General features: G+C 61.4%; 13 protein-coding genes. 9 read left to right on the top strand and 4 right to left on the bottom strand.

The genetic code is table 11. From position 1 onward, the window contains the following. Position 1 precedes the first annotated feature (1 nt). From HH303_RS07640 to tssA, 8 genes are all read left to right on the top strand, one after another. Complete coding sequence (locus tag HH303_RS07640) at positions 2-889, top strand: toxin-antitoxin system YwqK family antitoxin (protein WP_169624636.1); 888 nt, start codon at positions 2-4, stop codon at positions 887-889. 48 nt (positions 890-937) lie between these two features. Further along, positions 938-1,231, top strand: a complete 294-nt coding sequence (locus HH303_RS07635) for a PAAR domain-containing protein (protein WP_169624635.1) — start codon at positions 938-940, stop codon at positions 1,229-1,231. A 294-nt stretch (positions 1,232-1,525) separates the two neighbouring features. Further along, positions 1,526-2,608: an SPOR domain-containing protein gene (locus HH303_RS07630; RefSeq protein ID WP_169624634.1), complete on the top strand. Its 1,083-nt coding sequence runs from the start codon at positions 1,526-1,528 to the stop codon at positions 2,606-2,608. Positions 2,609-2,613: 5 nt separating this feature from the next. After that, on the top strand, positions 2,614-3,111 hold the full coding sequence (locus tag HH303_RS07625; RefSeq protein ID WP_169624633.1) for a hypothetical protein: 498 nt from the start codon (positions 2,614-2,616) through the stop codon (positions 3,109-3,111). Between the two features lie 130 nt (positions 3,112-3,241). Further along, positions 3,242-4,594, top strand: coding sequence for a type VI secretion system baseplate subunit TssK (gene tssK / locus HH303_RS07620; protein ID WP_169624632.1), 1,353 nt, complete (start codon positions 3,242-3,244; stop codon positions 4,592-4,594). Positions 4,595-4,603: 9 nt separating this feature from the next. Further along, positions 4,604-5,560, top strand: coding sequence for a DotU family type IV/VI secretion system protein (locus HH303_RS07615; RefSeq protein WP_169624631.1), 957 nt, complete (start codon positions 4,604-4,606; stop codon positions 5,558-5,560). 3 nt (positions 5,561-5,563) lie between these two features. Next, positions 5,564-9,700, top strand: a complete 4,137-nt coding sequence (locus HH303_RS07610; RefSeq protein ID WP_169624630.1) for a type VI secretion protein IcmF/TssM N-terminal domain-containing protein — start codon at positions 5,564-5,566, stop codon at positions 9,698-9,700. A gap of 13 nt (positions 9,701-9,713) precedes the next feature. Continuing rightward, positions 9,714-10,889: a type VI secretion system protein TssA gene (gene tssA / locus HH303_RS07605; RefSeq protein WP_169624629.1), complete on the top strand. Its 1,176-nt coding sequence runs from the start codon at positions 9,714-9,716 to the stop codon at positions 10,887-10,889. Positions 10,890-10,895: 6 nt separating this feature from the next. Here the strand turns inward: tssA and hutG are convergent, their stop codons facing one another. After that, a complete protein-coding gene (gene hutG / locus HH303_RS07600) occupies positions 10,896-11,693 on the bottom strand; it encodes an N-formylglutamate deformylase (protein WP_169624628.1) in 798 nt (265 codons plus the stop codon). Positions 11,694-11,812: 119 nt separating this feature from the next. Next, on the bottom strand, positions 11,813-12,397 hold the full coding sequence (locus HH303_RS07595) for a HupE/UreJ family protein (protein WP_169624627.1): 585 nt from the start codon (positions 12,395-12,397) through the stop codon (positions 11,813-11,815). A gap of 94 nt (positions 12,398-12,491) precedes the next feature. On the opposite strand from HH303_RS07595, the gene nikR reads away from it, so the two are divergent. Then, a complete protein-coding gene (gene nikR, locus HH303_RS07590; protein WP_169624626.1) occupies positions 12,492-12,920 on the top strand; it encodes a nickel-responsive transcriptional regulator NikR in 429 nt (142 codons plus the stop codon). An 84-nt stretch (positions 12,921-13,004) separates the two neighbouring features. On the opposite strand, the gene HH303_RS07585 is transcribed toward nikR, so the two are convergent. Then, positions 13,005-13,667 (bottom strand): dienelactone hydrolase family protein, encoded by a 663-nt coding sequence (locus tag HH303_RS07585; protein WP_169624625.1) that lies wholly within the window; start codon positions 13,665-13,667, stop codon positions 13,005-13,007. Between the two features lie 46 nt (positions 13,668-13,713). Continuing rightward, positions 13,714-14,172, bottom strand: coding sequence for an Lrp/AsnC family transcriptional regulator (locus tag HH303_RS07580; RefSeq protein WP_169624624.1), 459 nt, complete (start codon positions 14,170-14,172; stop codon positions 13,714-13,716). Between the last annotated feature and the right edge of the window lie 29 nt (positions 14,173-14,201).

Genomic DNA, 14,201 nt, shown 5'->3' with positions numbered 1-14,201 from the left:
GATGACCGACGACGCCCCTAAACCCAAGAAAAAGCCCCGGCCCAAGGACGGGATCTATACCGATCGCGCGCCGGACGGCAGTTTGCGCGGCGAATACACGATTTCCAACGGCAAGATTCAGGGAGAGGCCCGCTTCTATGACGCCGGTGAACTGTCCCAGGTCGGCCAATTCGTCGATGGGCGCCTGCATGGGGAAAACCGGTTCTATTCGGATGGGGAAGTGACGCTTCTGTCCAACCACAAGGACGGCGTCCTGCATGGCGACTATGTCGAATACAACAACGGCGTCGTCTCCGCGCGGCACTATTTCACCGACGGCGTTTTGAACGGCCCGTCCGAATTCTACCGCGACGGTCAGTTGGTGCAGCGAACGATCTATGTCGGCGGTTATGTCGATGGGGAAACCGTGTTCTTCGACGATAACGGCGATGTGCAGCAGACAGTCACCTTCGTGCAGGGGCGCAAGGAAGGTGTCTCCGTCTTCTATGAAAAGGGACGGCGGTTGATGGAGGTCGAATTTCGCAACGACCTTCAAAACGGCTGGCTGACGACCTATTCCCCGACGGCCAAACCGATGGCGCGCATACCCTATGTCGATGGGGTGAAGCAGGGAGAAGCCCGGTACTACGACATGGACGGCAATGTCGTGCGGCGGGAAACCTTCGTCGGCGGCAAGCTGAACGGACCGGCCTGGGATATGCTGCCCAACGGCACGGTTGTGAAGGAAAGCCCCTATCGCGACGACAAGCTGGAAGGCTGGGTCGTCGAGTTCAGCCATAAGGGCCGCGAATCTTTTCGCCAGGAATTTCGTGACGGTGAACCGGTAGGCCCGAAGCTGGAAAAAACCCGCTTCGGCCGCCGTGAACTGGAAGACGACGAAGAGGAGTAGAAACGGGGACCGTTCCGTGCGAGTCTGTCGATCGAAAAGGAGCTTACCATGGCGATGCCCGCTGCGGCGCTGACCGCGATGCATGTATGTCCGCAAGTGACGCCCCCCGGCATTCCGCATGTCGGGGGACCGGTCGTGTCGCCGTCCGCGCCAACGGTGCTGGTCGGCGGAATGCCGGCGATCGGGCCGGGGTCCGTCGCGGTCTGCGTCGGGCCGCCGGACAGTGTCGTTATGGGGTCCCCTACCGCCCTCGCGGGCGGTATTCCGATGACCCGCGTCGGGGACAGTTGCGCCCATGGCGGGGCTGTGGTCGTCCCGATTCCGACGGTTCTGCTGCCCTGAGCAAACACTCATTTTTAAGTATCGATAGGTGGAATCCGGGGCCGTGACGCGGTGACCGGTCTTCTCCATTTGATTCTACTTGTCCTCTTTCCGGCCATGGGAAATCTTGTATAGGCGCTTAAAGTGGACGCTACATATTGATATGTAATTACTTGATTCTATTATATTTACCGGCTTGATCATCGAATCGCCATAATGGTACAATCGATCCACTTGAACGATATCTGGCGATGGTTGCGAGGTTTAGGCCAACATGTTGTGTTGGTAGCCTTTTTCTGAGGAGCGGGTGGCGGAATGGCCGGACGCTATGGCGGTAGAATGATCGGTCGCTCGGGGCCGCGGATCGGGCTTCCCCTGGACGAGGGGAACGGCCGGTCCGTGCGTGTCGAAGCCTATGCCGATCGTAATCGCGAGCCGGCCAGAGACATGGCCCGGGATACTGGCCGCGATATGGGCGGTCTTGTCGCCGACCCCCGTCCGCGCGAGTCCGACGCATGGCGGACGCCGCGTGCCGACGCCCTGACCGTCGCGAAACTGTTTCAGCATCTCGATCCGCAACCGCGCAGCTATCGCCCCGATGCTTATGACGAGGCGCCCCGCATTCGGCATGCGGCGCCCTCGGGCGGTTTGTTCGGCGCGGCGACGTCGCCGGGCCTGAAAGGCGCGTTGATCGCCGGCAGCGTCGTGGCGGTTCTGTTGGTTTTCTTCACCGGGTTCCTGTCCGCCGTTCTGATGTTCGGCGAACCGAATGAAGGCGGGGAATTGGCGATCCGCACCATGCCCCCAGCTCAGGTCGAGGCGGCGCAGGTCGAGCCGGTGTCGCCGGTGGAAACCCCGCAACAGGTGTCCCCTGAAATGGATCGCGCCGCAACGTCCGGCGACAGCTTCGTCACTCCGGCGGAGGCCGGTCGTGACGTTCTGCCGCCGCCGGACCCGGAAATCGCGGTTGCGGAACAGGCGCGCCGTGCGGCCATGGCCCCGGCACCCGATCAAACCGTGACGGCGCCGTCGGTCCGGGTTGCGGCGGAACCGGAAGCTGCCGCGATTGAAAACTTCTTCCGTCCGACGGCCAAGCCGGAAGTACCGGTCAGGACCGCCTCCGCGTCGGTGACGGGAATCCTCGGCCCCGCCGCCGGGAATTATTCCGTGCAATTCGGGGCGTTCAAGGATCGCAAAAATGCCGATGTCCTCGTCCGGGAGCTCGGCGGTGTGGCACAGGCCAGCGTGATCGAGGAAACCGGAGCGAGCGGAACGTCGCTGTTCTTTGTGCGCGCCGGGTCGTTCGAAACACGTCTGGATGCGCTGGAGGCGGTGAAGGTCCTGCGCCAGAAATCGGGCATCGTGACCTTCGTGCACGCCAACCGGCTGTCGGGCTGACAGGTATGAGGATCGGAGCGGTCATAGCGCAGGCGGCCAGCGCCGCTGGTCTGGCGCTGCTGCTGTCCGGATGCGGGCTTGGCGGTGGGCCGTCCACGGTGTTCCTTCTGGAACGGGTGACGATCGTTGCGACGGAAGACGCCAATGCCCAATCGGCGACGGCGGTCGATCTGGTTTTCGTCTATGACGAAACGGCGGTGCCGATCCTGCAGAACCTGACCGCGTCGGACTGGTTCGCGCGCCGCGCCCAAATACGTCGGGATTTTCCGGACGGGATCGGCGTGAAAAGCTGGGAGATCGTGCCGAATTCGGTGGTGTCGAACTGGGAAGTCCCGGAAAATCTGCTGGAAAACGCCGGCGGCGATGACGCCGTGGCGGGTTTTTTGTTCGCCAGTTATTTCTCGCCCGGCGATCACCGGGCGCGTCTGGAATCGCGCCGTGCCATGCGGATCGAACTGGAACGCGACGACTTCGTTGTCGGGGCGGCGGATACCGGTCTTTAGGGGATGGGATCGGCTTGGATTCCTTGACCGTTCTGCAGGAATCGGGAAGGTGTAAAGACTGGTTCCAACTGTGCCGCCGATCGGGTGGCGATAGTCACCGAACCGGGTAAAGCAGGGGAAAGGAAGGGGAATGCCGCGATCCGCACGGGAGTTGCCGGATGCCATTCAATGGCACGAAGGCATGCTGCTGGCGCCGCAGCATTTTCAGCAGCTTGCCGTGCGCGGCGAGGAACTGGTCGCCTATCACGCCCTGACCGCCAGCCCCTTCCATTGGGGTATCCGCCATCTGAAAATCGACCCGGTACAGCTCGTCAGCGGTGTTCTGCGCGTGCTGGAGCTTGAGGCCGTGATGCCGGACGGGCTGATCGTGTCGCATATGCAGGGCGACGAAGAGCCGCTGGAAATCGATCTGACCCCGATACAGTCGGATTTGGCGGGCGACGGCTTGCCCGTCTATCTGTCCGTTCCGGTTCGCCGTTTGGGCGGGCAGGCGACGCGGGGCGACTTGCCGCGCTATGGCGCCGTTGAAGGCATGCCGGTTTCCGACGAGGAAACGGGGGAATCCGAAATTTCCATTCCCCGACTGAAACCCCGCCTGTCTCTGCATGCGGTGGAAACGTTGCCCGCCAAATATGTCGGTCTGCCGGTCGCTCGTGTCGCGGTGCGGGAAGAGGCGTTCACGCTGACGAATTTCGTGCCGCCGCAACTGTTCGTAACCCGCATGTCGGTTCTGGGTGAAATGTGCCAGACGCTTGCCACGCGGCTGCGGGAAAAGGCGGTTTACTTGGCCGAACGCGCACGCACGCCCCTGGGGCAGTCGGACCGCCCCATGATGCGCGAAATGCAGGCGACCCTGCAGGGCATCGTATCCGGCCTGCCGGTTCTGGAAGCGATGTTGAAGACCGACCGAACCCATCCGTTCAGCCTGTATCTGGCGTTGTGTCAGATCGTCGGGTCGATGACGGCGGTTGGCGGGGCCTTGGTGCCGCCGGTGCTGGCCGCCTATGATCACGACGATCCGCGTATCTCCTATGCCGCCGCCTGCGATTTCATTGTCCAGATGCTGGATCGGATTTCTGAATCCTACACCGCCATTCCGTTTATCGAGGAAGACGGCATATTCAGTCTGAAGCTGGAGCAGGATTGGTGCGACGACGACCTGACCGTCGGTGTCCGGGCGCGTCCGGAAGCGACGGAAAGCGACGTCATTGCCTGGATGGAAGGCGCGCTGGTCGGGTCGGAATCCGTGATCACGCCGATGCGCGAGCGTCGGGTCCTGGGTGCGCCGCGTCACCGCATCGACCGGGAACAGGCGCTGGATCTCGTGCCGACGCGCGGTGTCGTGCTGTTCAAGATCGAAATGAATTTCGACGATATCGTGCCGGGCGAAAACCTGTCCATCCTGTCCGGCGACAAGGGCCGGCGGGAAGGACCGCAGGAAATCGTCCTCTATATCCGCAACCCGTCGAGCGACAATCGGTAGGGCCGGGTGATGGCCGCGCCGACGGGGAGCATGGGCAACGCCGGACAGGGCATGACGGGCGGGGGCGGATTGGGGGCCGCTGCGCGCGGCGCCGGTGGTTATGTCGTCGAGCAATTCCGCGAATTCTATGAAGAATTGAAACGGCTGCGCGACGCCGCGCTGATCAGCGGCCGCGCTATGCCGGAACCGAAGGCGAAAAAGCCGTTTCAAAAGCCGATGCCGTTGGGCGGTGCGAAACCGCCGCCGCTGCCGGGCCTGTCCGCCGCCCCGCCGCCCTTGCCGGGGGACGCTGCGCCGGAAGAGGAGGCGGCGGATGACTTCGACGCCGATCTTTATGCTCGCCATGGCGGGTTGACGGCGGAAGAGGCGCTTCGGAAGCTGCAAACCCTATTGGAGATGCAGGCGTTGGAGGCCGGTCGCCGCGGCGGCGACTACGGCGTCCTCTACTACAAGGAAGCCCAATACGTCATGGCCGCCCTGGCCGACGAAATCTTCCTGTCCCTGGACTGGCCGGGACGCACCGCCTGGCGCAACGACCTTTTGGAAACCCGGCTTTTCGGATCGTACAATGCGGGGGAGGCGTTCTATAAGCGCCTGGACGTCTTGCTGCATTCCGGCGATCGGGTACAGGCGGAAGTCGCCGTCGTCTATCTATTGGCGCTGACGCTGGGCTTCCGGGGGCGTTATGCCGGAAACCGGGATACGGGCCGTATCGCGGACTATAAGCGCCAATTGTACTATTACATCTATCAGAAGCGGCCGGATCTGGCGGAAGTCAGCCATCGCATGGTGCCGGAAGCCTACCAGCATACGGAATCCATGTCCTCGGCCCGGTTGCTACCGTCGCCGACGCGCTGGATCTGGTTGTTCGCGGCGGCGGTCGTTGCCTATATCGTGGTCGCGCATTTCGTCTATATGGACGTGTTGGCGCCGCTGTTGGCTGTCCTCGAACGGGGCGGGCATTAAGCGATGGGTTTTTGGGATTCGATCCGCAACCTGCTGTTCCAACTGACCCCGTATCTGCCGGGGATCGTCGGGTTTTTGATCTTTCTTTCGGTGATCCTGTTCGGTGTTTTGATGGTCGTCGTCTATCGCGTCCGCAAACGCCGAGCCGACGACGCGGACGAAGACGGCGAGGGCTACCGCGAGGCGGACCCGGATTACGAACCCTTCGCCGCGGAACCGGACGATATCCCGCTGTTGCCGATGCGCAAAAGCTTCAAGCATGCGCTGTCGCTGCTGCGCAGTCACGTCGCGGGCCGGGATTGGCTTTATGCCATTCCCTGGTTTCTGTTGTTGGGGCCGGAACAGTCCGGGAAATCGACATTGGTTTCCCATGCCGGGATGGACCTGCCGATCGGTCAGCCGGCGGAAGATTTCGAAGACCTGCGCCCGGCCTGCAAATGGTGGTTCTTCGACCGGGGCGTCGTTTTGGACGTGGCAGGCGGTCTGGTCCGTCAGCGCGATACGCGCGGCGCCAATTCGAAGGGATGGCGGCATTTCCTGGGCTATCTGGACCGGTTCCGTCCGCGCCGTCCCGCCGATGGGATCATTCTGACCGTTCCGATTGAGGATTTTCTGGACGAACAGGGCGCGATCCGTCCGCCGGAAGACATCGCCCAGCGCGCGGATGCGCTCTACAAGCGGCTGTGGCAGGCGCAGGCGCGACTGGGGTTGGCCTTCCCCGTTTATGTCGTGGTGACGAAGCTGGACCGCCTGCCCGGTTTCAAGGCGTTGGTCGGGAACCTGCCGGATCATGCCCTGGCCGATATGCTGGGCTGGTCCAGCCCTTACAGTTTCGAAACCGAATTCCGCGAGCCCTGGGCCGATGAGGTGATCGAGACGACCTCTGCGGGGCTTGAGGAAGCGCAGATGGAAATCTTCGCGACCGGCGACGATCCCGCGACGGCGGAAGATATTTTCGCCTTCACGGAAGCGTTTGAAGGCCTGCGCGAGCCGTTGCGCATCTATTTACGGCAATTGTTCAAGCCCAGCGTCTATCACGACAGTTTCTCGCTGCGTGGCGTCTGGTTCTCCGGCGACAGCGGGATGGAAGACCGGTCCCTGGACCGGCCGACGCCGGTCCTTTCTGGCGTTTATGGTGGGCCGCGTGCAAGGGGCGCTTATCCGGTCTTTCTGCGCGATCTGTTCGAAACCAAGATTTTCCCGGAAAAGAATTCCGCCCGTCCGGTACGCCGGGCCTTGTTGTCGCGCAACCGTGTCGCGACCGTGGCCCAGGCGGGCGCGGCGGGCGTCGTTGTGTTGGGCGGATTGATGCTGTGGTACCTGCACAGCAACCTGGAACCGCGCGTGGCGACGGTAACGCCCTTCGTGGAAACCGTTCGCACGGATATGGAGGAAGTGGAAGCGTCTCGTCGCGCAAATCCCGACGACGGCACCGCCGGTAACTTCAACCGCGAACGGGCCCTGACCCTGCTGGAAGGCATGGCGGGATTGGAAACCGGATCGCTGTTTTCCCTGTTCATCCCGACATCCTGGTTCGCCGATGTAAACAGCCGTGTCGTGGCGATGACCACCGACGCCTTCAACCTGTTCATCCTGGAAACCATGGGAACCGCCCTGGAAGAACGGGGACGCAGTGTTGCGGCGGGGCGCCTGTCGGCGGCGGGGGATCCGGATCAAAGCGTGTTCGACGAGTTGCCGGGCGCGACGGCGATCCTGCAAGCGGACCGCCCCCAGACGATTGAACGCGGACCGGAATATGAAGCGCTTCGCCGGTATGTCGCCGCCGTGCGCGATTATGAAACCGCGGTGCAGCGTTACAACGCGTTGCGGGATTCGGTGAACCTGGAAGATCTGCGGCGCTTGGTGAACTATCTTTTCGCCGTGCATCTGCCTGAAAGCTTTATCGAGAATTCGAATTTCTATTTGAAGGCCTTGAGCGATTCCAATTACCGCGTTGTGCCCTTGGAAGCTTATCGCCGCGATATGCGCGGACAGTATGAACAGGTCGCGCAGGCCGCCATCGCCTCGCTATATGGCCGGAATCCGCTGGTTGAGGAAATACGCGCCCTGGCGGCGGCGATCGATGAGGCATCCAGCCGCCGGACGGCGGGCATCGAGGAACTGGACGATATTCGCAAACGTATCGTGAAGGTACGCGATATGCTGGGCCAGCCGGAATTTTCTTGGATTGATGATCCCGGATTCGATCCGACAACGGCCTATGCCGATATGTCCCAACGGATCGGCGGGTCGCGGATATTGGGACCGGAGCTGTCCGCACAGTTCGACGATGCCATGTTGCAAGGGCTGGCGACGCTGCGTGAAATCCTGCCGGATATCGATGCCCTAGCGGTCGGGCCGATGCTGGCCCGTGACGAAGAACGGACCGTGCTGCGGCTGTCCCCGACCGTCTTGGAATTTTCATCGGTCGTCGAGGTCCTGTATGGCCAGACCTATATGCGGGACGCGCGCTATCTGCCCCTTCCGGCCCTGACGCCCAGCGCGGTTTCCGAATGGAACAGCGAGACGCTGGAGGAAGGCCTCGACCTGATCGAAGAACACGACGCCTTTCTGAAGGACGAAATCCCACGGGTGCCGCGTGGCCTTCAATCGTTGATCCGGACGGCAACGGCGCAGCGTGTGGAACGCGCGGTCAACGACCGGGTAGCGGCATCGCTGCTATCCTCCCGCAGCCGGTCGTCGAATGCCCTGCAAACGGAAGAAGGCCTGCGCCGCGCCGTCGCCGCCTTTTCGGAGGCGGGGCCGATCCTGTCGCAGATTCTGAATGCCTATGACGAATTGGGGCTGGAAGACAGTTTTCTCGATCTGACGGATATCGGCATTACCTCCGCTTTCTCGCTGTTGCAGGAAGCGGACAATTTGTTCAGCGCCGGGTCTCTCTATACCCCGCGTGGTGGCGACTTCACGTGGTGGGACGGCGGTTCAGGCCTCTCGCTCGAGGCATTCCGGGCACGCGACGTTTTCGAATTACGCGACGTCCTGGCACAGCAACGCGGGCGTATCAGCATCATTGCCAAGGGATATGCGAAACCCATCGTCGATTTCCTAGGCAGTTCCGATATGCGTCTGTCCGACGGGGAAGCGGTCTTGCTGAATAAATGGCGTCGGATTGTCGATGAATTGACAAAATACGAATTGCAGCAGGCGGACAACACGGTCGCCGAATTGGAACGCTTCATCACCGGCCCGATGATGGACGTCACCTTCGCCACCTGTGCGGAGATACTGGACGAGGCCGCTCTGGAACGGCGCAGCAGCGACTATTTCCTGGATCGGATTTCCAGACTGTCGCGCGGTATTCGGGCGCGATGCTTGAACCTCGCCGGGGTGGAGGCACAAGCGGCCTATAACGCCATCGCCGACAGTTTCGACGACAATCTGGCCGGGCGGTATCCGTTCACCCTCACGCCCTATGAAACCGATATGCGGGAAATCGCGCCGCGCGACCTGCGTGCCTTCTTTGGAAGGTATGACCGGGAAGCGGAAGGCGCACGCCGGGCGCTCGAACAAGCGGACGACTTGGGCTTCGAGCGTGACCGGGCGCTGGAATTTATCGCCCGGATGGACGGGGTGCGTCAGCTTTTCGATCCCTGGCTTCAGAACTCGGGCGAAGACGCGCCTTCCTTCGACCTGACCGTCAGTTTCCGGGTGAACCGGGACCGCGAATTGGGCGGCGATCAGGTGATTGATTGGCAGTTCTCGTCTGGCGGGGAAACGGTGGCCTTGCGCGATACGGAACGAAATTTGCGCTGGGGGCTGGGCGACCCGGTGGAAATCGGTCTGCGTTGGGCGGAAAACTCCACGGTCGTCCCGGCAGCGAATGCCGACAGGCCGAATGTCCGCGTCGATGGACGCAAGGTTACCATTGCCTATGACAATGTCTGGTCGCTGATGGATTTGATCCGGCGGCACCGGTCGGGGTCTGAGGATTTCGCCGAATTCGTCGATCCGCGCCCGCATACGCTGCGCATCGACTTGAGCACCCGTCCGGAAGGCGGCGGTACGCTGGATACGGCAAGGCTTTACCTGCGCGTCGAATTGGCGGGGCAGTTGAACGGTCAGCCGGTTCCGCTCATCATGACGCCGTTCCCCTATGAGGCGCCAAGGTTGTCGCCGTGACGGAGCGCAGAGAATGAGCAAAGCCGCCGACGCGGAAATCATGGACACGGATATGGTGCCGGAAGCGTTGCTGGCGCCGCTGGACGGTGAGGATCGTTGCGGCGAGCCGCTACGCTATGAAGGGACTTTCGACCGAATTCGCGAGGCCCGTCGTGCGGAAGACCCCACCCTGCCGCAGGGCGTCTGGGAAAAGGACGTAAAGCGTGCCGATTGGCGGGCGGTGGAGAAGCTGACGACGGAGGCTTTGTCGAAGCGCAGCAAGGACCTGCATCTGGCGGTCTGGCTGGCGGAAGCCTGGACGCATCTGGAAGGGTTGCACGGATTCCGGCGCGGGCTGGACCTGATATCGTCCTTCAGCGAGGAATACTGGCGGGATATGTTCCCGCGCATCGACGAGGACGGCGATCTGGATTATCGCCTGGGGCCGTTGCGCTGGGCGGCGGAGCAATTCCCGAACATGCTGCGCCTCGTCCCGATCACGGCGCCGAACGGCGATGCGGAACCGATGCGCCTGAAGGATTGGCAGGATGTCTTGCGCATCGACAATCTGCGCCAGCGCGATGCGGAAGAAGCGGAGCGGGAGCAGCGGCGCTATCCGACGCGTCAGGCATTCGAGGCATCCGTCGACCTGACGCCGGTTGACCGGATCGCGGATTTGATCCCCGTGGCGGAGGCATGCCTGGGCGAATTGGAACGCCTGGACCTGTTTCTGGAAGAACAATGCCCCAAGGAAGCCCCGTCCATGTCCCGTATCCGTGCGGCGTTGACGGATATAGACGGACGTTTGCGCGCCTGGCTGGAACAGAAGGGCGGGGTCCTGCCGGGCGAGGAGGAAACCGAAGAGGACGGCGCCGCCGACCTTTCCGGGGAAGAGGAGACCGATACCATGGCAACGGTCAGCGACGACACTTCAGCGGATACCGCCGCGGCGGCACCGAACCAGCCCGCGGTCGCATCCGGGCCAATCCGCAGCCGCGCCGAAGCGTATAAACGGTTGAGCGAGGTCGCGGATTATCTGATCCGCACCGAACCGCACAGTCCGGTTCCCTATCTGATCAAACGCGCGGTCGCCTGGGGGAATATGGGCTTCGGCGAATTGCTGGTCGAATTGATCGAAGGCGGTGGCGACCACCACCGCGTCCTGCGCCTTCTCGGCCTGGATTCGGTCGGTAAGAATCTGGACGACTGAATCCCGTTATGCGCCGGCTTTCCAAGCCAAACAGGTTTCCAGCATCTCGCGAAGATGCGGGCGGACCTTGTTCGCCAGATCGATCCGGAAGGGCCAGGGCGCTGATTCCTGCATATAGGTCGCCTGACTGAGTTCCAGTTGCAGCGCATGGATGCCGTCTTGCGGCTTGCCGTAATGGCGGGTGATGTATCCGCCCTTGAAACGTCCGTTCAGGACGGATGTGTAGCCTTCCGCCGACTGCGCCTTGGCGTAGACCGCATCGGCCAAATCCTCGGCGCAGCTTTTCCCGCCATTGGTCCCCAGATTGAAATCCGGTAGGTGCCCGTCGAATAGGCGCGGGACTTTCGATGCGATGGAATGCGCGTCCCACAGGACGGCATGGCCGTGTTCCGCCTTGATCCGGTCCAGTTCCGTCTGCAGGGCGCTGTGATAGGGGCGCCAGAATCCGTCGACCCGGCCCACGACTTCGGATAGGTCCGGGTCCACGTCGTTTTGGTAGACGGGATTGCCGTCGAATGTGTCGATCGGGATAAGACCCGTGGTCGTTTGCCCCGGATACAGGCTTTCATTGTCGGGCGGACGGTTCAGATCGACGACGTAGCGCGAATAATGCGCGACGAGGACAGACGCGCCCAGCGAGGCTGCGAAATCGTAGAGCGTGTGAACGTGCCAATCGGTGTCGGCAAGCGGTTTGGCTTCTTCCGACAGGCGACAAGCGATATCGTCCGGGACGGCGGTTCCCGCATGGGGAACGCTGACCAACAGCGGCGCGTGGCCACGATGTAACGTGTAGATTTCCGACATGCGCGAGAGACTATCCGATCGCCCCCAACGCGCAAGCCGGAAGAAGCGGAACGGGAATCGAATTCAAACGTACAGTGGGGAAATCGGAAGGCGGCAAAGGCCGCCTTCCAAATTTCGGGCTATGCGATGAACAGAAGCGCACCGCCCGCCGCGATCGCGCCGCCACTGACCCGAACGAGCATCGGGGCGATTTTTTCCGCGACCTTCTGGGCACCGACCCCTAGACCGATACCGGCCGCATGCAGCAATGCGGTGGCCAGGATGAACCCAATTGCGTATTGGACACCACTGGTGTCGGCTGGCATTTCCGTGCCATGCGCGTGACCATGGAAAATCGCCAGAACACCCACCAGGGCCATTGCAACCCCCATCGGCAGTTGCCGACCGAACGCAATGACGCCGCCGAGCACGACGATCGAGCCAACGATACCGATTTCGACGAAAGGCATTGAGATACCGGCAATACCGACCATCCCGCCGATCAGCATCATGCCGACAAATGCGGCGGGAACGGTCCACAAGGACTTCCCGCCCTGCTGTGCCGCCAAGATGCCGACGGCAACCATGGCCAAGACATGGTCAAGGCCACCGATAGGATGGCCGAAGCCCGCGGAGAAGCCGGAAACCGTTCCAACGCCGGTATGTGCGAATGCGGGGGAGGCGATCATTGCCAGAATGCTGGCGAGAAAGAAGGGTCGTTGCATTTCTGAATCCCCTGTAGGATGGGCATGTTATGATAGTATGACGAATTAAAATATTATCATACTGCCCCGCCAACGCAATATTGGATGAACCCGCATGGAACGCGTCACCGTTACTATCGATAGTGAACTGCTAAAAAAGTTCGACGAATTGATCGATCGGAAAGGCTATACGAACCGGTCCGAAGGTATTCGGGATGCGGTCCGACAGATGCTCACCGACCAGACGATCGAAACCGATGAGGATGCGAAATGCGTTGGCTGCGTCGTCTATATGTACAATCACAATGAAAGAGCGTTGTCGTCGCGACTGGTCGAAACGCAACATCATCATCACGATATTTCAGCGGCAACGCTCCACCTGCATGTGGATGCCGATAACTGCGTGGAAGCCACTGTGTTGAACGGTACTGTGCGGGACGTTCAAAACATGGCCGATCACATCACGTCCCAGACAGGCGTAAAACATGGGCGATTGCATTTGATTCCCATTGGGGACGCACCGGCAACAACCAAAAAGTACTGATATTCCGTCGTCCGGCATGCGACCGGGCGCAGCGAGGCGCGGTCAATGCCGCGCCCTCGGACCGCAAATGGCATTCGTTGGGTGCTAAAGTGTGCGTTCCAGGAAGGAAATCGTGCGATCCCAGCTCAGTTCCGCCGCGTTGCGGTTAAACACCTCCGGCCGAGCTTCGTTGAAGAAAGCATGGTGGCCTTCGTATTCGTGGATATCTACGGGGACGGACAGACCCTGCATGTCCTTGCGCAATTGGGCAACTGCTTCCGGCGTGCACCAGTCGTCCTGGGTCGCGAAATGGGCCAGAAAGGGGACTTTCATCTGCGCCGGATCGGCGGCTTCCTTCGGCGGGATACCATAGTAGCAAACGGCCGCATCGCATTCGGGGACCTTCACCCCGGCGATGATCGTCAGCGCGCCGCCCATGCAAAACCCGCCGACCGCCGTTTTGCCGCCGCCTTGCTTCAGGTACAAAACCGCACCGCGCACGTCCTGAAGGGCGGCATCCATGAAGTCCAGGCCGTTCATCATATGGCTGGCCTCGTCCTGGTCGGAGGCGAGGCGCCCCCGATACAGATCCGGTACCAGCGCGTTGAAGCCAGCCTGGGCGAAACGATCGGCGGTTTTTTTGATCTGGTCGTTCAGCCCCCACCATTCCTGGAGGACGACGATATTGCCCTTCGCGTTTGCGGCTTCCGCCAGATAACCGGGGCTCGTCTGGCCGTCGGGGCGTTTGAATTCGATCATGCTACCCATGGGTCAATCCTCCCTCCATTTTGGACAATAGTAACATAGGCGGCGGTTACAGATAATCCAGCGGCAGCGCCGTCGTCGCCTTGATTTCCTCCATCGCGAAGCTGGACGAGACATCCGACAGATCAATCTTTGATATCAATCGCTTATAGAAAGCATCATAGGCCGGGATGTCCGGAACGACGACTTTCATGACGTAATCGACATCACCGCTCATCCGATAAAACTCCACGACTTCCGGCATATCCTGCACAACCGCGGCGAAACGTCCCAGCCAATCGCCGGAATGGGTGCGGGTGCGGATCGACACGAAGACTGTAGTGCCGACACGCAGCTTATCCCGGTCCAGCAAGGCAACCCGTTTCCGGATCAGCCCGGCCGCTTCCAGCTTCTGCACCCGCCGCCAGCACGGCGTCGGGGACAGTCCCACCTTGTCGGCCAGTTCCGCACTTGAGAGAGACGCGTCGGCTTGCAGGGCGGCGAGGATCTTTCGGTCGATCGAATCCATGATCTGTCTTTGGAATAATTTTTGGTATT

The organism is Pacificispira spongiicola (assembly GCF_012926505.1).
Classification (GTDB): domain Bacteria; phylum Pseudomonadota; class Alphaproteobacteria; order UBA8366; family Aestuariispiraceae; genus Pacificispira; species Pacificispira spongiicola.
Note: the sequence above shows the minus strand (reverse complement) of the source record. Positions and strands in the feature narration are given on the sequence as shown.